16 protein-coding genes and 1 tRNA gene are annotated in these 17,943 nt (G+C 61.7%); 7 read left to right on the forward strand and 10 right to left on the reverse strand.

The window, feature by feature from the left end; genetic code table 11:
- Window positions 1-23: 23 nt before the first annotated feature.
- The gene (locus K3J57_RS02395) at window positions 24-389 is read left to right on the forward strand and encodes a GFA family protein (RefSeq protein ID WP_259796937.1); all 366 of its coding nucleotides are present in this window, start codon (window positions 24-26) and stop codon (window positions 387-389) included.
- A 21-nt stretch (window positions 390-410) separates the two neighbouring features.
- On the opposite strand, the gene K3J57_RS02400 is transcribed toward K3J57_RS02395, so the two are convergent.
- The 5 genes from K3J57_RS02400 to gcvH all read right to left on the reverse strand — a co-directional run bounded on the left by K3J57_RS02400 (window position 411) and on the right by gcvH (window position 5,098).
- Window positions 411-1,478 carry a DUF1513 domain-containing protein gene (locus K3J57_RS02400; protein WP_259796938.1) on the reverse strand — a complete coding sequence of 356 codons (1,068 nt, stop codon included), beginning with the start codon at window positions 1,476-1,478 and terminating at the stop codon, window positions 411-413.
- 4 nt (window positions 1,479-1,482) lie between these two features.
- Window positions 1,483-2,511 carry an imelysin family protein gene (locus K3J57_RS02405; RefSeq protein ID WP_259796940.1) on the reverse strand — a complete coding sequence of 343 codons (1,029 nt, stop codon included), beginning with the start codon at window positions 2,509-2,511 and terminating at the stop codon, window positions 1,483-1,485.
- Window positions 2,508-4,019, reverse strand: coding sequence for a di-heme oxidoreductase family protein (locus K3J57_RS02410; RefSeq protein WP_259796943.1), 1,512 nt, complete (start codon window positions 4,017-4,019; stop codon window positions 2,508-2,510). The genes K3J57_RS02405 and K3J57_RS02410 overlap by 4 nt, the downstream gene beginning before the upstream one ends.
- Before the next feature lie 118 nt (window positions 4,020-4,137).
- Window positions 4,138-4,584 carry a thioredoxin TrxC gene (gene trxC / locus K3J57_RS02415; RefSeq protein WP_259776655.1) on the reverse strand — a complete coding sequence of 149 codons (447 nt, stop codon included), beginning with the start codon at window positions 4,582-4,584 and terminating at the stop codon, window positions 4,138-4,140.
- 154 nt (window positions 4,585-4,738) lie between these two features.
- Window positions 4,739-5,098, reverse strand: coding sequence for a glycine cleavage system protein GcvH (gene gcvH / locus K3J57_RS02420; RefSeq protein WP_259772925.1), 360 nt, complete (start codon window positions 5,096-5,098; stop codon window positions 4,739-4,741).
- A gap of 132 nt (window positions 5,099-5,230) precedes the next feature.
- Here gcvH and K3J57_RS02425 point away from each other — a divergent pair, with 132 nt between their 5' ends.
- The gene (locus K3J57_RS02425) at window positions 5,231-5,833 is read left to right on the forward strand and encodes a gamma-glutamylcyclotransferase family protein (protein WP_259796946.1); all 603 of its coding nucleotides are present in this window, start codon (window positions 5,231-5,233) and stop codon (window positions 5,831-5,833) included.
- Here the strand turns inward: K3J57_RS02425 and K3J57_RS02430 are convergent.
- Window positions 5,813-7,246, reverse strand: coding sequence for an MATE family efflux transporter (locus K3J57_RS02430; RefSeq protein WP_259797724.1), 1,434 nt, complete (start codon window positions 7,244-7,246; stop codon window positions 5,813-5,815). The genes K3J57_RS02425 and K3J57_RS02430 overlap by 21 nt on opposite strands.
- 225 nt (window positions 7,247-7,471) lie before the next feature.
- Here K3J57_RS02430 and K3J57_RS02435 point away from each other — a divergent pair, with 225 nt between their 5' ends.
- A complete protein-coding gene (locus K3J57_RS02435) occupies window positions 7,472-7,696 on the forward strand; it encodes a hexameric tyrosine-coordinated heme protein (protein ID WP_055188392.1) in 225 nt (74 codons plus the stop codon).
- A 69-nt stretch (window positions 7,697-7,765) separates the two neighbouring features.
- Here the strand turns inward: K3J57_RS02435 and gltX are convergent, their stop codons facing one another.
- Together gltX and K3J57_RS02445 are read right to left on the reverse strand one after the other, a co-directional pair.
- The gene (gene gltX / locus K3J57_RS02440) at window positions 7,766-9,091 is read right to left on the reverse strand and encodes a glutamate--tRNA ligase (protein WP_259786216.1); all 1,326 of its coding nucleotides are present in this window, start codon (window positions 9,089-9,091) and stop codon (window positions 7,766-7,768) included.
- A gap of 88 nt (window positions 9,092-9,179) precedes the next feature.
- Window positions 9,180-10,022, reverse strand: a complete 843-nt coding sequence (locus K3J57_RS02445; RefSeq protein WP_055188396.1) for a glycosyltransferase family 2 protein — start codon at window positions 10,020-10,022, stop codon at window positions 9,180-9,182.
- A gap of 224 nt (window positions 10,023-10,246) precedes the next feature.
- Between K3J57_RS02445 and K3J57_RS02450 the strand changes: the two genes are divergently transcribed.
- Entirely contained in the window at window positions 10,247-10,687 is a 441-nt protein-coding gene (locus tag K3J57_RS02450; RefSeq protein ID WP_259786218.1) for a CopD family protein, read from the forward strand.
- Window positions 10,688-10,916: 229 nt separating this feature from the next.
- Here K3J57_RS02450 and K3J57_RS02455 read toward each other — a convergent pair.
- Together K3J57_RS02455 and K3J57_RS02460 are read right to left on the reverse strand one after the other, a co-directional pair.
- Window positions 10,917-10,990: transfer RNA gene (locus K3J57_RS02455), tRNA-Gly, on the reverse strand.
- Between the two features lie 204 nt (window positions 10,991-11,194).
- A complete protein-coding gene (locus tag K3J57_RS02460; protein WP_259796948.1) occupies window positions 11,195-12,886 on the reverse strand; it encodes an NAD+ synthase in 1,692 nt (563 codons plus the stop codon).
- A gap of 178 nt (window positions 12,887-13,064) precedes the next feature.
- Between K3J57_RS02460 and K3J57_RS02465 the strand changes: the two genes are divergently transcribed.
- The 3 genes from K3J57_RS02465 (at window position 13,065) to K3J57_RS02475 (ending at window position 17,912) form a co-directional block, all read left to right on the forward strand.
- Window positions 13,065-14,639, forward strand: coding sequence for an MORN repeat-containing protein (locus K3J57_RS02465; RefSeq protein ID WP_375542819.1), 1,575 nt, complete (start codon window positions 13,065-13,067; stop codon window positions 14,637-14,639).
- 458 nt (window positions 14,640-15,097) lie between these two features.
- On the forward strand, window positions 15,098-16,639 hold the full coding sequence (locus tag K3J57_RS02470) for a 2-isopropylmalate synthase (protein ID WP_259786996.1): 1,542 nt from the start codon (window positions 15,098-15,100) through the stop codon (window positions 16,637-16,639).
- A gap of 235 nt (window positions 16,640-16,874) precedes the next feature.
- The gene (locus K3J57_RS02475) at window positions 16,875-17,912 is read left to right on the forward strand and encodes a rod shape-determining protein (RefSeq protein ID WP_173485264.1); all 1,038 of its coding nucleotides are present in this window, start codon (window positions 16,875-16,877) and stop codon (window positions 17,910-17,912) included.
- Window positions 17,913-17,943: the final 31 nt, after the last annotated feature.

Raw genomic sequence — 17,943 nt, forward strand, 5'->3', positions numbered from 1 at the left:
GTGAACTGCGAAAGGGTTTCAGAATGAGTGACATGATCCAGGGACGCTGCCATTGCGGCAAGGTCACCTTCGAAGTGAGCCGCCCGGAATTTGCAGTGCGCTGCAATTGTTCGATCTGTCGCAGATATGCCGCCACATGGGCGCATTGCCCCCCGAATGAAGGGCGTATCCTGACCGGGGAAGATCACGTGACCAGCTATTCCTGGGGCGACCACCTGATTGATTTTCATGCCTGCAAAACCTGTGGCTGCGTGACCCATTGGGGGCCGGGGTCCGCCGCGGATCAGGACCGGTTTGCCGTCAATCTGAACATGGCAGACCCCGCCGCATTGCACGGGCTGCGCATCCGCCGTTTTGATGGGGCAGAGAGCTGGGAGTTCCTCGACTGATCAGGACCTTCAGCGCCGGGATCACACCGCGATTAGATGGTTGTCCCAGGCCCACTTGCCCGCCACCGGGGTAAAGTGATCCCCCAAGGGGCCATGGTGAAACAGCCCCCCGTCACAGGAAATGATCAGCCCACCCGCGCGGCTGCGTGCCACGCCAGCGGCTGTCCCGAGGGAGCGCGCCCCGGCAGGCTGTCCTTCGGCGTCAAAGTAAATCACCACGCTGCCTTTCGGGCCGGTGATGGCAAATCCCCCATCATGCGGCGCACAGGCGATCGATCCGGCATAGTTTTTCAGCTGCCCCTGCTCGGGATGGGTCAGAAGGGTGATCTCTTCGCCCCGCTTATGGCGCGCCACCAACGGCACGTCATCCAGCGGGTTGCCCTGCCATTGCAGCGCCATCAGCACCGCGCCATCGGTGGCAATGTCGATATGACGGATCGAGTTTTTCTGCATGTTTTCAGGTAGAAATACCTGTTCTTCCAGCATCCCTTTCGCATCCAGATAGACAAGAGAGGATTGCATGCTGGGGATGTTCAACCGGGCGCGGGGCATATCGGGATGGGTCTGAATTCCCCCATTGGCAACCACAAACCCACCCTCCTCCCGGCGCAGGATTTCATGGGGGCCAAGGCCGCCGGATGGCAGTTCGCCCACCCGTCGATAGGCCCTGTCGGCATCGTAGATGCCAATTGTCCCGGTCAGGTCATCATAGTTGTTTTCGGTGGCAAACAGGAGGTTGCCATCAGAGGAAAACGCGCCATGCCCATAGAAATGGCGCCCGGGCGGGCTGGTGATCCGCGCGCGTTCCCGTCCCGTCACGCAGTCCAGCACAACCGCAAACCTGCCCGGGCGGCGGGCAAACCCGACCACCTCGGCGCGGGTGGGATGGGGTGTGGCGCCATGGCCGCGACCGGGCAGGGGCAGTTGGAAACACAATGTGCCGTCTGCCTGCAGCCCGACCAGCCAGGTGGATTTGTCAGGCCGGTTGGCAGCGGTGATGACATCCGGTGCGCCCGCTGCGGCCCATCCGGTCAGGCCGGGGGTCGTGGCAAGGGCGGCGGCAGAAGCCAGAAAGTGGCGTCGTTTCATCTGATCAATCCCCATCTCCCGCGCTGAACCCGGCCTGCAGGCCAAGTGCCGGGCCCACCGTGTTCTCAAGATAGATCTGCAGGGTTTGAAACCGGCTGATCACCCCTTCGATCCGAACCCGCAAAAGCGGATCTTCCACCGCATTCTGCAACGGTTGATCAATCTTTTCCAGCCGTTGTGCGAGGTCGGAAAGCCTCCGGGTCAGCTCTGCACGGATTTCCCCCGGAAGGGCCGGGCCAAACCCGTTCAAGATCACCGCTTCCATCCCGTGCAGCTGGGCGGCGATGATCCGGGTGCTGAGCCCCGCGCGCCAGGCTTCGGCACGTTTCGGAAAGGCGCGTTGATAACTGCCCAGCGGGCGTTTCAGGCGATGGTCGCGCATCCGCAGGATGGAAAACCCAAGCGCGGTGAACATCTGGCGCGAAAACTCCTGATCGCTCAGATAGGTCGGGTTGTCCGGCCCGGCGCTGCGCACCAGATCCGCCCAACCCGGCTGGCCGAACCACTGATCGTAAAGGGCGTTGGATGTGGCGGACAGCTGGCCGGTGATGCCGATCAGGACCGGGCATTGGGCGGGGGCGTCACGCGGGGCATCAAACAAAAGCCGTTCAATTGCCGGCAATCCCTGCGCCGCGACCGAATAGCGTGCGATGACCGCCGGATTGGCCTGTTCCTCGGCCGAGAGCCGCCGCAGCTGTGTCAATGCCCGCCCGACAAACCCTTTCTTGTCCGGGAAAAAATTCACCCGCAACGCCGCGCCGAGGGTTTCCATCGGACCGAACTGATACGGGTCGAGGGGCGCCCAGGCAAGCCAGGTGGCGCGAAAGGCCGAAGTGACCTCTTCTTCTGTCCTGCGCCCTGCGCAAAACCCCTCTGCCTCCTCGGCCAGCCGGGTCGCATGGGTCTGGAACGTGCCGAACTGATGCTGCAGCACGCCTAACAGCCGGTCGCCCGTGGCGCCATGATCGGGGTTTCCGGCCCAGCCGGTGAAGGGAAGCAGGCAGGCTGCTGCGATGGCAAGGAAGGGTTTCATAGCGACCTCACAAAAGAAATTAGATCGTTGCGGTCAGAGCGCGTCATTTGCTGCACCCGGTTCCGGGCGGCCTCTGCCTCGCCCCCATGCCACAGGATCGCCTCAAGCAGGCTGCGCGCCCGCCCGTCATGCAGATAGGCCTCGCGCCCAGAGACCTGCCGGGTCAGGCCAATGCCCCAAAGCGGCGGTGTGCGCCATTCGCGTCCGGTTGCCTGCCCCTCCGGGCGGTGATCCGCCAGCCCTTCGCCCATGTCATGCAGCAACAGGTCGCTATAGGGCCAGATCAGTTGGAACGAGCGGGTGGGGTCCCCGTCCAGCGGGTGGGTGACAAATTTGGGGTTATGACAGGCGGCGCAGCCGCTGGTGTAAAAAAGGGCCTTGCCGCGCAGCACCTCGGGGGCGTCAGGGGCGCGGCGGGCGGGCACCGCCAGATTGGCCGTATAATGGGTCAGCAGATCCAGCGCCTGTGCCCCCAATTCGACATTACCCTGGCTGGGTGAGTTGCCATCCCGCTCAGCGCGGCACGCTGCCTGCGCGTCGGTGCAATCGCCCCAGGCTGCGGGAAATAAGGGGCTGGAAAGGCCGATATCCCCGTTTGCCGCATCTGCCGATTGCTGGCTCAGGGTCGGATTGCCGGCCTTGTGACCAAACCGGCCCAGCATCCATTGGTCATATTCGCGCGACCAGACCTTTTGCGCCTTTCCGGAAATTCCATCACCATCCCTGTCTTCGGGGTCCGCGAGGGCAAGGATATCGGCCTCGGGAATGGCCTCAAGCAGCCCCAGCCCGATCATCTGCGGCGCCACGCGGGGGGAGGTCATCAGCGCCTCTCCGGGGGCACCATGGGCGAGCTGGGTGATCTCATAGTCGGGCCTGCGCAGCTCGACCACCTCACCCTCCGCCAGCAGGACCGGCGTGGTCGTGTGGCGCAGTTGAAGTTTGCCCTCTGCCGCGTGGCCGGTGATGGCGCGGTCCTGCAATTGCGCGCCATAGATGGGGTGCGGCCTGAACGGGGCGTTTTCTTCCGCACCGGGCACTGATAGCCGCAGCACCAGCCCCGGCGTTGGATCCATGGCATCCTTGGGCGGCATCCCGCGCCCATCCTGCCGGTGACAGGCGGAACAGGCGCGCGCATTGTAAAGCGGGCCCAACCCGTCGGAAGAAATGGTGGAGGAAGGGCCCACCACCCAAAGCTTTTCAAACAGAGCCTCGCCGAGGCTGAAATCCAACCGTGCCTCTGCGCTCAGCTTCGGTGCGGGGGTGGAAAAGGGGGTGCGGTCAGAAGGCACCAGCTGTGTGCTGATCCCACCGGGAAGGGCTTCGAATGTCTCGAGCGTGGTGAAGTCCTCGGCCCATCGCAGCGCGGCCGCCCGTTTTGCCTTTTGCGCAGCGGTAAGCGGCAGATGTTTCAGGTGGGGGTCTCCGAACGCCGTTGACACATCTGCCGAAGCGGCGAAGGGGGAAAGGGCAAGACACAGTGCGGCGAGGCGCAGGGGGCGGCAGAGCATGGTAACATTCCGTTTTCCGTGCTCTACGCCGGATGGACCGAGAGGTAAAGGATAATCTGACAGAAATACTCGGATAATGCCCTTTCAAACGTGACGCGGAGAAGGGCGCGTGCGTGTTTCAGGTTGGGATATTGGCGTTTTTCCGAACAAACTGCTCAATCGCCGGGGCGGGGATGGCACCGGCATGCCGTGTCACCTCACGCCCGCCCTGAAACAGGATCAGCGCCGGAATGCCGCGAATGCCATGTTTCTGCGAGACTTTGGGATGGTCTTCGGTATTGATCTTGGCCAGCCGAACCTGCGGGGCCAGCGCGCGGGCGGCCTGTTCAAAAGCGGGGGCCATCATCCGGCAGGGACCACACCACGGCGCCCAGAAATCCACCAGCAGCGGCACGTCGTCGTTTTTCATCGCCTTGGTCAGCGTGGCCGGATCCAAGGCGCGTACCTTGCCATCATTCATCTTTGCGCCACAGGTGCCGCATTTCGGCCCCGCGCCCAATTTGTCTGCGGGCACGCGATTGACGGCGCTGCACTCAAGGCAGGTCATTTTCAGGGATTTTGTCATGGGGGTCCCTATCATATTCCAGTTGATGCATATCTAATGCGATGATGAAGGACTTCAAGGGCAGGCGGCAATGAAACGCCCCCTGCACCACCGCCAAAAAAGAACCCGCACGGAAAGGGCCGCGCGGGTTGCATCTTTCGGGGGCGGGCAGCACTCAGCCGATAAACTTCTTATACCCTGCCTCGTCCATGTAGTCTTCCAGCGGCGAGGGGTCGGAGACTTTCATCTTGAAGAACCATGCCTCGCCTTCCGGGTCGTCATTCACCGCGCCGGGATTGTCGGCGAGCGCTTCGTTCACCTCGACAATCTCGCCATCCAGAGGGGCAAGGATATCGGATGCGGCTTTCACGCTTTCGATCACCACCACCTCATCGTCTTTCGACACGGTGTCGCCCTCTTCCGGCAGTTCCACAAACACCACGTCGCCCAGCTGTTCAGCGGCATGTGTGGTAATGCCCACCACCATCAGCCCGTCTTCTTCGCGCAGCCATTCATGTTCTTCGGTGTATTTCATCAAGGTTTCTCCAGAATTTGCCTTTTTCATTTTGGTAGCGCCGGTCGGGCGGTGTGGCAATCCCTTGGTTGATTTCCACTGGTTGATCCTTATGCCAGGATCAGGGCAGGGTGCGGGCAGGAGGGGCCGTTTATGAAAGACCCGTTTTTCTTTGGATATGGATCGCTGGTGAACCGGCGCACGCATTCTTACGAAAACGCGCAACCTGCCCGGCTGAGCGGCTGGCGCAGGGCGTGGCGGGCCTCGCCGCTCAGGGCCGTGTGCTACCTGACCGCGGTCCCGGATGAAGGGAGCGAGATTGATGGCCTCATCGCTTCGGTGCCCGGTGCGGATTGGGACGCACTAGACCTGCGCGAACGGGCCTATGTGCGGGTGCCGCTAAACGGCCAGACCGGGAATGGCCAGACTGGAAATGGCCAGAGCGAAAATGGCAGTGTGGCGCATCAGGCGGGGGAGGTGGATCTTGCGGTTTACGCCATTGAACCCGGCGCGCATTTTGACCCCACGCGCGACAACCCGGTGCTGCTGTCCTATCTCGACGTTGTGGTGCAGGGCTATCTGGACGTGTTTGGCCGGGCGGGAGTGGATCATTTCTTTCAGACCACAGATGGCTGGCACGCGCCGATCCGAAATGACCGGGCCGATCCGATTTATCCCCGCGCGCAGGTCACGTCTGCTGAGGAAAAGGATCTGGTGGATGGCTGGCTCAAAGACCTAGCGGCGGAAGTTGAATAGTGCCAGTTGACGGCGTTGCCGGGTAAATCCCGTGGCCACCGTGCAGGTCTCGCGCATCAACATGCGCTGGAACATCACCAGGGCGATCACTGCAAAGACCAGCCCGCCCATCGCCCAGCCGATCATCACCCCCGACGCGCCCCAAAGCTGCGCGCCAAGGATCACGAAAGGCACGGTGCCCACGGTCTGACGGCCCCAGTTGATCATGGTTGAGCGGAACGGGTGGCCCAGATTGTTGAACCCGGCATTGGTGACAAAAATCACCCCGTTGAAGAACCACAGCAATGCCAGCGGCCCACAGAACAGGTAGACCAGCTCGCGTGCGATGCCCTGCGCGTTGAACAGATCCGCAATCGGTGCGCGAAAGGCAAACAAAAGCGTGGCAACACAGAGGGTGACAATGGCGGTGAACAGCAGCCCGTCGCGGAATGCTTGACGCACTCGGTCCATGTTCCCGGCCCCGTAATTCTGGCCAATGACTGGCCCGATTGCGCCAGAGAGCGCAAAAATCACCCCAAAGGCCACCGGCACCAACCGACCGGTGATGGCCATGCCTGCCACCGCGTCTTCCCCGAAGGTTGACATGGAGCGGGTGATATAGGCCTGGCCAATCGGCGTGGCAAACTGTGTCAGGATGGCGGGAATGGCAATCTTCATCAGGTCGGGGAAATCGACGCTGAACGCGTCGCGGGTGGGGCGGTCAAGGCCGCCATGATGGGTCAGGATCGGCCAGATCGACAGGATGGCGATGGTGATCCGTGCCGCGACCGAGGCCAGCGCGGCACCGGTCAGATCCAGCCCCAGCCCGAAGATCAGGATCGGGTCGAGCACGGCGTTCACAGCCCCCCCGGCAATGGTTGCCATCATCGCGCGGCGCGCATCCCCATGGGCGCGCAGGATCGCCCCCGCGACCATGGCAATGATCAGAACGGGGAGGGAGGGCAGAATGATCTGCAGGTAATGCTGAGCAAGATCAAGCGTGGTGCCAGACGCCCCGAGAAGAGCCGCCAGGGGCCGGATATTCATCCAGACAATTACCGCAAACACGCCCCCCAGCACGGCCCCGTAAAAGAGGGCCGTGGCCGCGCGCCTGCGTGCTTTCTGCACCTCGCCCTCTCCCAGCGCGCGGGCCACCAATGCGCCTGCCGCGATGGACATGCCAATCCCGAAAGACGAGGTGAAGAAAAGGATCGCGCCCGCATAGCCCACCGCCGCCGCCAGCTCATCTCGGCCCAGCCACGAGATGAAAATCATGTCCACAAGGTCGACAAGGAAAATCGCCATGAGGCCCACGGAAGAGGTCAGCGCCATCACCGTGATATGTCGCATCAGGCTGCCGGTCAGAAACTTCGCCTGTGCAGGGGGGCTGGCATCCGAGGGCTCCCCACCTGCCTTATCGATTTCATCTGCCATCCGGGCCTCCTGTCGCGCTTTTGCCAGCTTGCCGGAAAACCGAACGGTGCGCCAGTGGGCGGGATGCACAGGGGATGTGCGCAAACGCGGGCAAAGCTGTGACATCTGGCCTGCCCCTCTTTTCTGGGCCATATGCCCGGACCATTTGCCATACCCTGATGCCTTGACCGCAGTACAACAGCCCGGCAGGGTTCTGTCAGCTAAACCAGTCAAAAGGAGGCAGCCATGTCCTGGCTACCCACTCTCATCACATCAACCCCCGAAGAAGGCTATGACCTGGCGATTAAACTGTCGCGCATGGCGGTGAAAAAGACCCAGCCCGATGATGAGGCGCGTAGCAAAATGCGCCCGGAATATGCCAATAATGCCGACAGCCTGACACAGGTCTCGCAGGTCGTTGCCACCAATTTCCAGACCGTGGCGCAGGCCAATAACTATTGGCGGGACTGATCTGGCACCCGGATGCTACAATGAAAAAGCCGCCCGATTGGGGCGGCTTTTCTGTTTTTTGTTAAGGGCTTAGCCCTTGGCGCGGATCACCTGCAAAAGCGGCAGAAGGGCCGACATGTCCGGGCCGTGGCTCATGCCGGTGAGCGCCTTTCTGAGCGGCATGAAGAGGCCACGCCCTTTGCGGCCGGTCGCGGCTTTCACCTCTTTGGTCCAGTTGCCCCAGGTCTCGCCATCAAACGGGCCTTCGGGCAGCAGCGCCAGCGCCTCGGCGACAAATTCCCGGTCTTCCTCGTCGATCACCGGATCGGCGCCGGTCGAACAGAGGTCCCACCACGGCGCCAGATCTTTCAGCACGGTGATGTTTTCGCGGGCCACGTTCCAGAACGCTTCGCCCTGCTCTGCGGGCACACCCAGCCCGGTCACGGTCTCGGCCACCGCATCATAAGGCAGGGCGCCCAGATAACGCGCGGTCAGGGGATAAAGGTCATCGACATCGAACTTGGTCGGGGCGGCCCCGAAGCTGCTCAGGTCAAACCCGTCCGCAATCTCATCAAGGGAGCTCATCAACTCAACCGGCTGTGACGATCCCAGACGCGCCATCAGCGACAGAAGTGCTGCCGGCTCCACACCGTTTTCGCGCAGATCGCGCAGCGCCAGCGTGCCCAGACGTTTCGACAGGGCTTCCCCTTGCGGGCCGGTCAGAAGCGAGTGGTGGGCAAAGCTGGGCACCGCGCCGCCAAGGGCTTCGATGATCTGAATTTGCGTGCCGGTATTGGTCACGTGATCGGACCCGCGCACCACATGGGTCACGCCGAAATCCACGTCGTCACAGACCGAGGCGAGCGTGTAGAGGAACTGCCCGTCCCCCCGGATCAGCACCGGGTCAGAGACCGAGGCCGCATCGATCGAAATGTCGCCAAGGATCCCATCGGTCCAGTTGATCCGTTCATGATCCAGCTTGAACCGCCAGTGACCTTGCCCACGCTCTTCGCGCAGGGCGGCCTTTTCGGCCTCGCTGAGCGCCAGCGCCGAGCGGTCATAGACCGGCGGTTTGCCCATGTTGAGCTGTTTCTTACGCTTCAGATCCAGCTCGGTTGGGGTTTCAAAACATTCGTAAAACCGGCCCATGTCGCGCAGCTCCTGCGCGGCCTGCTCATAGCGTTCCAGACGGTCGGATTGCTTTTCCACCCGGTCCCAGGTCAGGCCCAGCCATTCCAGATCTTCCATGATCGCATCGGCATATTCCTGCTTCGACCGCTCCGGGTCGGTGTCATCCAGACGCAGGATGAACTGGCCGCCGGATTTGCGGGCAATCAGGTAGTTGAAAAGCGCGGTGCGCAGGTTGCCCACATGGATATAGCCGGTGGGCGACGGGGCGAAACGGGTGGTGGTCATGCATAGATCTCCTTGGCCGGGACGTGTTTCACATCACGCGGCTTTTGTCCATATCCGCAAAAAGTGCGGGGGCGGGCAGCGGGTGGCGTCAGATCAGCCCGCGAAACCGATCCGGGATGGTGACAACCGGCTCGTCTTTCAACATGCCCGGCTTGTTCAGCGCATAGGGCGCGCGTTCGCGGCGCTGGCGCTGGCGGGCGGTGGGGAAATAGGTGTCGCCGTCATGGGCGCTTGCTTCGGTGATGATCTTGAACAGCGCCTCGCGCCGCTCCAGGTGCCCGCCCCAGCCGGTGGCCAGCCGGTCCTTGTCCAGTGTCTTGCCGGTGGAGCGTTCATAATCGACCATGCCGAAATGGAAGGTGAACAGGTTGGGGTCGATCCGAAACCCGTGCCCCTTGATCCGGTGCATGCCTGACCCCCAGGTGACGGGACGAAAGGTGGTGATCGGCTTGGTGTAGCGGGCGGAAAGATGCGCGTAGCGGCGCTGATCCAGAAAGGGGCGGCTGGGATCCAGCGGCCCTTCTTCGACCATATGCTGCCCCACATCCAGCCCCAGCCCGGAGACGGAAACCTTGTCGGTAAGCAAAGACAGGTAGCCGGCCAATGTGGTGTTCAGATTGGGATCCACCACCAGAAACTCGTCCACGTCGCAGGCCAGAACACTGTCGAAATACCGATAAAGCCCGCGTGCCAGCGCAGACATGACCCGTGCCCGGCGCCGCATGGCGCCCACGCGTTCCATTGGTTGGTGCGGCAGGTAAAGGAAATTCACCTGATCGGCGCCTTCGCAATCAGGTTTTTCCTGATCATGGCCGTCCAGAAACACGTAAAGATGGCGATGGCCAAAGGCCCGGCCATAGTGGTCAATCCATTTGGGCAGGAACAGGTCGTCGTTTCGAACCGTTGTCATTGCGGCAAAGAGTTTTGTCATATGCTCCTCGGATCGGGCTGTGGATCGGGCTGTCCGGTCAGATGTCACCTCCTTTCATATCAGGCCGGATTTGTCCACTGCCCGCGCCGGAGGGACGACTGCGAAGGGAGAGAATTTCCGCCCCTTCTTAGCAAATATCAATGCTCTGATCCGGATGGCGGCTAGGGTGCGGGGGCAGAAGCCGGGGCGTGAAGGCCCCGCAGCAGGGGTTTGGAAAGAGCAACATGTTTTATCTCGTCTTGGTGGTGCATCTACTGGGGGCCGCGGTTTGGACCGGGGGGCATATCGTGCTGGCGACCACGGTGCTGCCGCGGGCGCTGAAGGCGCGCGACCCCGGAATTCTGCTCAGGTTTGAACAGGGATATGAGCGGGTTGGGATGCCTGCCCTGCTGGCGCAGGTGGCGTCCGGCCTGTGGCTGGCCCATGCGTTTGTGCCGGATATCGGTGACTGGGTGCGCTTTTCCGACCCGGCAAGCACCGGGATCGGGGTGAAGCTTGTGCTGCTGGCGATCACCGCGGGCTTTGCGGTCAATGCCCGGTTTCGGGTGATCCCGACCCTGTCGCCGGATACGTTGCCTTTGATGGGCTGGCACATCCGCGCGGTCACGACACTTTCGGTGCTGTTTGTGCTGACCGGGGCGTTCCTGCGCACGGGCGGGTTTTGAGGCGCGGATGAGGGAAGAGGGGCGCTGCCCCTCGGCCTGCGGCCTCACCCCGAGGTATTTTGAGCAAGAAAAAGCCGGGTGATGAGCAGGTCAGAAAGTGAGTGGGGCGGCGGTTTCCTGCGGGTCTGTTCCCAGTGTCCGCCGCCGAACAGATACCGGGCCATCAAGCGCCGGACCAATGGCTCAACGGGCATCTGAAACGAAAAGGTCTGCCAATTTGGGGAGGGTCTGGAGCGGGCGGCGGGAATCGAACCCGCGTCATTAGCTTGGAAGGCTAAGGTCTTACCACTACACAACGCCCGCGCAGTGAGGTCATGATCTATGACATGACAAATTGGGGGTCAAGGCCATTTCCGGTTGTCCGGGTAGAGTTTTGGAAAAATTCTTTTCGTCCGTTCCTCGTGTCATCGTGACGGGAGGCGTGGCGGCCATCGTGGCTGGTGGATCTGCCCGCGGGCCGGAACCGCTCGGGCAGATCTGTTATGTCCGTTCGGGCAGCGCGCCCGGTTAGCTCATGTCGCGCCAGCGGTTCACGATGGGATAACGGCGGTCCAGCCAGAATGCCCCTTTGGTGAGCCGCGTGCCCGGCGCCGACTGGAAGCGTTTATATTCCGAGATGAACACCAGATGTTCGACCTTTTTCACAATTGCCCGGTCAAACCCTGCCGTGACCAGCTCTTCCACCGATTTCTCGTGATCGACCAACCCTTCGAGGATCGCGTCCAGCACGTCATAGGGGGGGAGGCTGTCCTCGTCTTTCTGGTCCGGGCGCAGTTCGGCCGACGGGGGTTTGTCGATGATTGACACCGGGATGATTTCCCCTGCTGGTGCCTTCATCCAGGGGCGATGATTGGCGTTGCGCCAGCGGCATTGTTCAAAGACGCGGGTTTTGTAGAGGTCCTTGATCGGATTGTATCCGCCTGACATGTCACCATAAATTGTGGCGTATCCCACGGCGACCTCGGATTTGTTGCCGGTGGTGAGCAGCATGGCCCCGGTTTTGTTCGACAGCGCCATCAGCAGCAGGCCCCGCAGGCGGGACTGGATGTTTTCTTCGGTAATATCCGCTGCCATCCCTTCAAAAAACGGCGCAAGCGTGTTGGTGATCGCATCGCGCCCTTCCTTGATCGGCACGAAATCATATTGGCAGCCAAGGCGCTGGGCGATGTCCTTGGCGTCCTCCAGTGAGCCTTGAGAGGTGTATTCTGAGGGCAGCATCACGCAGCGCACATTTTCGGGCCCCAGCGCATCGGCGGCAATGGTGGCCACGATGGCGCTGTCGATCCCGCCAGAAAGACCCAAGAGCACCTGTTTGAACCCGGTTTTGCCCATGTAATCGCGCAGGCTGTCCACCATGGCGCGGTAATCCTGTTCCCATTCGTCGGGCTGGGGGGCGACCTCGCCCGCCGCAATGCGCCAGCCCGCGTCGGTCTCTTGCAGGTCGATATGGCGGATTTCTTCGTCAAACACGCCCATCCGCAGGGCAAGCTCCCCGCCGGGGTTCAGCGCAAAGGTGCCGCCGTCAAACACCTGATCATCCTGACCGCCCACCATATTGAGGTAAATCAGCGGCAGGCCGGTTTCCACCACGCGACCCACCATGTGATTGAGGCGCACGTCATATTTGCCGCGGAAATAGGGCGAGCCATTGGGGATCAGCAGGATCTCGGCGCCACTTTCCGCCAGGGTTTCGCAGACGTCATGGGCATGCCACGCATCTTCGCAGATCGGGGTGCCGATGCGCAGCGGCCCGATGGAATAGGGGCCCTGCGGGGGGGCAGAGGTGAAATGGCGCACTTCGTCAAACACGGTTTCATTGGGAAGGCGTTGTTTGAGGACGCGGGTTTTCACCGCCCCCCCTTCCAGCACCCACCAGGCGTTATACAGGTCGCTTCCGTCATGATACGGTGCGCCAATGCCCATGGCAGGGCCATCGGCGCAGTCGCGGGCGAGCTGCTCTACGGCCGCCATGGCGTCGCGGTAGAATTGTGGGCGCAGCACCAGATCCTGGGTCTGATAGCCGGTGAGAAAGGCCTCGGGCAGGGCGACCATCTGGCTGCCGGCCTCTTTCGCGGCGGCCCAGGCGGCCCGCGCCTTGTCGGCATTGGCGGCGATGGCGCCGACCGTGGGGTTCAGCTGGGCCAGGGTCAGGCGGAATTGGGCGGGGCGGAAATCGGGGGTGTGGAAATTCTCACTCATCGCGCGTCTTCTATTACCGGGTCTCAGGACATTTGCGCACAGATGTAGCAGCATTTGGCCGAAGGGGAAGCCCCGGCAGGGGAAAAGCGTTGTTTCGCCCCGGAGGCTCCTCTATCTTGCCGAAGATGCCCTGATGATGTCGGGGCCTGTCTTGTCGTTTGATTTGAAGAGGTTGGGCATGAAGCACCTGCTGCGCTTTCCCGCGATCGGGGCCGTGATGGCCACAACAGCTCTGGCTGCGGGCCTGATGCCGGGGCGCGTCGTGGCCCAGGATGTCGAGATCAAGCAATATGATGACGGGGCTGTCTATGAGGGCACGTTCAAGGGTGGGCTTCAGCATGGGATGGGCACCTACCGCCTGCCCTCGGGCTATGAATATACCGGCGAATTCATTGACGGCGAGATTGTCGGGCAGGGTGTGGCCCGCTTCCCGAACGGATCGGTTTACGAAGGCAGTTTCGCCAAGGGCAAGCCGGACGGGTTTGGCCGGATCACCTTTGCCGATGGCGGCACCTATGAGGGCGATTGGGTGGATGGCAAGATCAACGGCACCGGCCTGGCAATCTATGCCAATGGCGTGACCTATGAAGGTGGGTTTCGCAATGCCATGCACCATGGCAAGGGCCGGATGGAGAGCCCCTCTGGCTATATCTATGAGGGCGACTGGGTGATCGGTGTGAAAACCGGGCGCGGTGTTGCCAGCTACGCCGATGGCTCGGTCTATGACGGAGAGCTGCGCGATGACCAGCGCGATGGTGAGGGCAAGCTGATCTCGGCGGACGGGATGATCTATGAAGGCCAATGGGCCAAGGGGCAGATGCATGGGCAGGGCAAGCTGACCCAGGTCAACGGCGATGTCTATGAAGGCATGTTCAGCGCCGGTGCGCGCGATGGCAAGGGTAAGGTGGCCTATGCGGGGGGCGATGTCTACGAGGGGATGTTCTCGGGCGACAAGCGCCACGGCAAGGGCCGCTTCTCCGGTGCGGATGGCTATGTCTATGAAGGGGATTGGATCGAGGGGCGCATCGAGGGGACCGGCGTGGCCACCTATCCGGATGGCTCGGTCTATCAGGGGGCGTTTGTGGATGGGGTGGCCCAGGGGCAGGGCATGATCGTCTATCCCGACACCAGTTCCTACGAAGGGGAATGGGTCGCCGGGGTGATCGAAGGCAATGGCGTGGCCCGTTATGCCGATGGAACGCAATATGACGGCGCTTTTGTGAATGCGCTTTATGATGGGCAGGGCAGCCTGACCACCGCCACGGGGGCAAGCTACAAGGGGGACTGGCAGGCCGGTCTGCCCAGCGGGCAGGGGGTGTCGGTGCTGGAAGATGGCAGCACCTATGAAGGCGGTTTCTTTGCCGGCCAGCGTCAGGGACAGGGCGTGCTGAAAACCGCCGATGGCTTCCGCTACGAAGGCGAATGGCGGGCGGGGCTCTTTCATGGCAAGGGCGTGGCGGTCTATGCCAATGGCGATCTGTATGACGGTGGCTTTGTCGATGGCAAACGCCATGGCCCGGGTGTGGTGATCCGCGCGGATGGCGCGCGGGAAGATGGCGTCTGGGAGGAGGGCTTTCTGCAAGGCAGCGTGCGGCACCCGGATCCGTCCTTGCCCGCAGATGACGGGGATGCGACCGCAGATCAGCCGGATGCCGGATCAAATCCCGGCTCTGACGCGGCACCGGAAACGACGGTAGAAACATCGCCCGAGGTACCCGCAGAAGCTGAGCCTGACACATCGACCGAAAACTGAGACCGGAAACTGAGACCGGACCTGAAGCGCTCGCTCCGGGTGTGCCCCTGGGTTGTGTTTCCGAGCGGTGTTCCTGGCGGATCCATCATCGGATTTGCCAGAGATTTACCGGAGAATTGCGGGCGAATTATGAGGGAAACCGAAAAAACCTCTTTCCCCCGGTAAAAACTGCCCTATAGTCACCGCCATGGTAACGCAGACACATATCGCTCCCTCGGCCCGTATCGGCCTGGCTGCTCTTTCGCTGCTAACACGCCTCTGAGCGTGCCATCTCGGCGCGTCCGCTCAGAGGATTTGCCTGACCGCGCCCCTTCCCAACATCCCGCTTGCAGCCGATCACTGTTCTTTCGTTGATCCCCGCCAAAAATGGCATGCGAAAACTGGTAATCCGCCGCGAACCGGGATACTCCACGGGCACGTTATGGCCCGACCCAAGATTTGATGAAGAGACCAGAGATATGACCCAGCCCAAATCCGACCACGTGTTGATCTTCGACACCACGCTGCGCGACGGCGAACAATCGCCCGGCGCCACCATGACCCATGACGAAAAGCTCGAAATTGCCGAGATGCTGGACGAGATGGGTGTCGACATTATCGAAGCGGGCTTCCCGATTGCCTCAGAAGGCGATTTCGCCGCCGTATCCGAGATTGCCCAGCGGTCGAAAAACTCGACCATCTGCGGATTGTCGCGCGCCAATTTCAAGGATATTGATCGCTGCGCCGAGGCCGTGCGCAATGCCGCCAAGCCGCGCATCCATACCTTTATCGGCACCTCGCCGCTGCACCGCGCGATCCCCAACCTTACGCAAGACGAGATGGCCGAGCTGATCCATGAAACCGTCAGCCATGCGCGCAACCTCGTGGATGATGTGCAATGGTCGCCGATGGATGCCACCCGGACCGAGCATGATTACCTGTGCCGCGTGATCGAGATTGCGATCAAGGCCGGGGCCACCACCATCAATATCCCGGACACGGTGGGCTATACCGCGCCGCGTGAAAGCGCCGACCTCATTCGCATGTTGATCGAAAACGTGCCCGGCGCGGATGAGATCACCTTTGCCACCCATTGCCATAACGACCTCGGCATGGCCACCGCCAACGCGCTGGCCGCGGTTGAGGCCGGTGCGCGCCAGATCGAATGCACCATCAATGGCCTCGGCGAACGCGCGGGCAATACCGCGCTGGAAGAGGTGGTGATGGCACTTAAGGTGCGCCATGACATTATGCCCTATAAAACCCAGATCGACACGCGCAAGATCATGAACATTTCGCGCCGCGTGGCGCAGGTGTCGGGTTTCCCGGTGCAGTTCAACAAGGCGATTGTCGGCAAAAACGCCTTTGCCCATGAAAGCGGCATCCACCAGGACGGGATGCTGAAGAACCCGGAAAACTTTGAGATCATGCGGCCCGAAGATATCGGCCTCGCCGGCACCTCGCTGCCGCTTGGCAAACATTCGGGGCGCGCCGCGTTGAAGGCAAAGCTGAGCGATCTTGGCTTTGATGTGGGCGACAATCAGTTGAAGGATGTGTTTGTCCGCTTCAAGGATCTGGCCGACAGCAAGAAAGAGGTGTTCGACGAGGACATCATCGCGCTGATGACCGACGGGACTGATGCGCAGAATGACCGCCTTCAGGTGAAATTCCTGCGCGTGATCTGCGGCACCGAGGCCCCGCAATCTGCCGATCTGACCATGGAGATCGACGGGGTGGACCGTCAGGTCACCGCCCAGGGGGACGGCCCGGTTGATGCCACGTTCAATGCGATCAAGATGCTGTTCCCGCATGAGGCGCGGCTCAAGCTTTACCAGGTGCATGCGGTCACCGAAGGCACCGATGCGCAGGCCACCGTCAGCGTGCGGATGGAAGAGAACGGCAAGATCGTGACCGGCCAGTCGGCCCATACCGACACGGTGGTTGCCTCGGCCAAAGCCTATGTCAACGCGCTCAACAACCTGTTGGTGCGCCGGGAAAAGACCAAACCCGAGGCGGTCTGACGCATCTGACCCGGATGTTCGAAAAGTGAAAGCGTGGCCCGAAAAGGCCGCGCTTTTTCATCTTTGGTGGCTAGCATAAATCGGAAATGTGCAACCCGTCGATTGAGGGCGGCGAGAAGCCGCCGGACCCTTGCAATTCGGGCTTCCACCAAACCCCATCGGGGCCTATAACGCTATGGTCTGCACTCGGGGGGAGTCGTGGACCATTTCTATTTTGCATGAAGGTTGGCAACACATGGCAGGTCTCGCAGGTTTGTTTTCATCGGATATGGCCATTGATTTGGGAACGGCGAACACGCTGGTCTATGTCAAGGGCAAGGGCGTGATCCTGAATGAACCCTCGGTGGTGGCCTATCACGTCAAGGATGGCGTGAAAAAAGTGCTCGCCGTGGGGGAAGATGCCAAGCTGATGCTGGGCCGTACACCGGGCTCGATCGAGGCGATCCGCCCGATGCGTGACGGGGTGATTGCCGATTTCGACAGTGCGGAGGAGATGATCAAGAACTTCATCCGCAAGGTCCACAGACGCACCACCTTCTCAAAACCGAAGATCATTGTCTGCGTGCCGCATGGCGCCACCCCGGTTGAAAAACGCGCGATTCGCCAGTCGGTTCTGTCTGCTGGCGCGCGCCGCGCCGGGCTGGTCGCGGAACCGATTGCCGCAGCCATCGGGGCTGGCATGCCGATCACCGACCCGACCGGCAACATGGTTGTGGATATTGGCGGCGGCACCACCGAGGTGGCGGTCCTGTCCCTGGGCGACATCGTTTATGCGCGCTCGGTGCGCGTGGGTGGCGACCGGATGGATGATGCAATCATTTCCTACCTGCGCCGCAACCAGAATATTCTTGTCGGCGAAAGCACCGCCGAACGCATCAAGACCGAGATCGGCACCGCCCGGATGCCCGATGACGGGCGTGGCGCGTCGCTGCAGATCCGGGGGCGTGACCTTCTGAACGGGGTGCCGAAAGAGACCGAGATCAACCAGGCGCAGGTTGCCGAGGCGCTGGCAGAGCCGGTGCAGCAGATCTGCGAAGCGGTGATGACCGCGCTGGAAGCCACCCCGCCGGATCTGGCCGCGGATATTGTCGACCGCGGCGTGATGCTCACCGGGGGCGGCGCGCTGCTGGGGGATCTGGATCTGGCGCTGCGCGAACAGACCGGCCTGTCCATTTCGGTTGCAGATGAAAGCCTGAACTGCGTGGCGCTGGGCACCGGCAAGGCGCTGGAATATGAAAAGCAGCTACGCCACGTGATTGATTACGATAGCTGATCGCGCGTAGCCTGTTCTGGACCTGACCTGA

It is taken from the genome of Aliiroseovarius crassostreae, assembly GCF_025137635.1.
Lineage (GTDB): Bacteria > Pseudomonadota > Alphaproteobacteria > Rhodobacterales > Rhodobacteraceae > Aliiroseovarius > Aliiroseovarius crassostreae.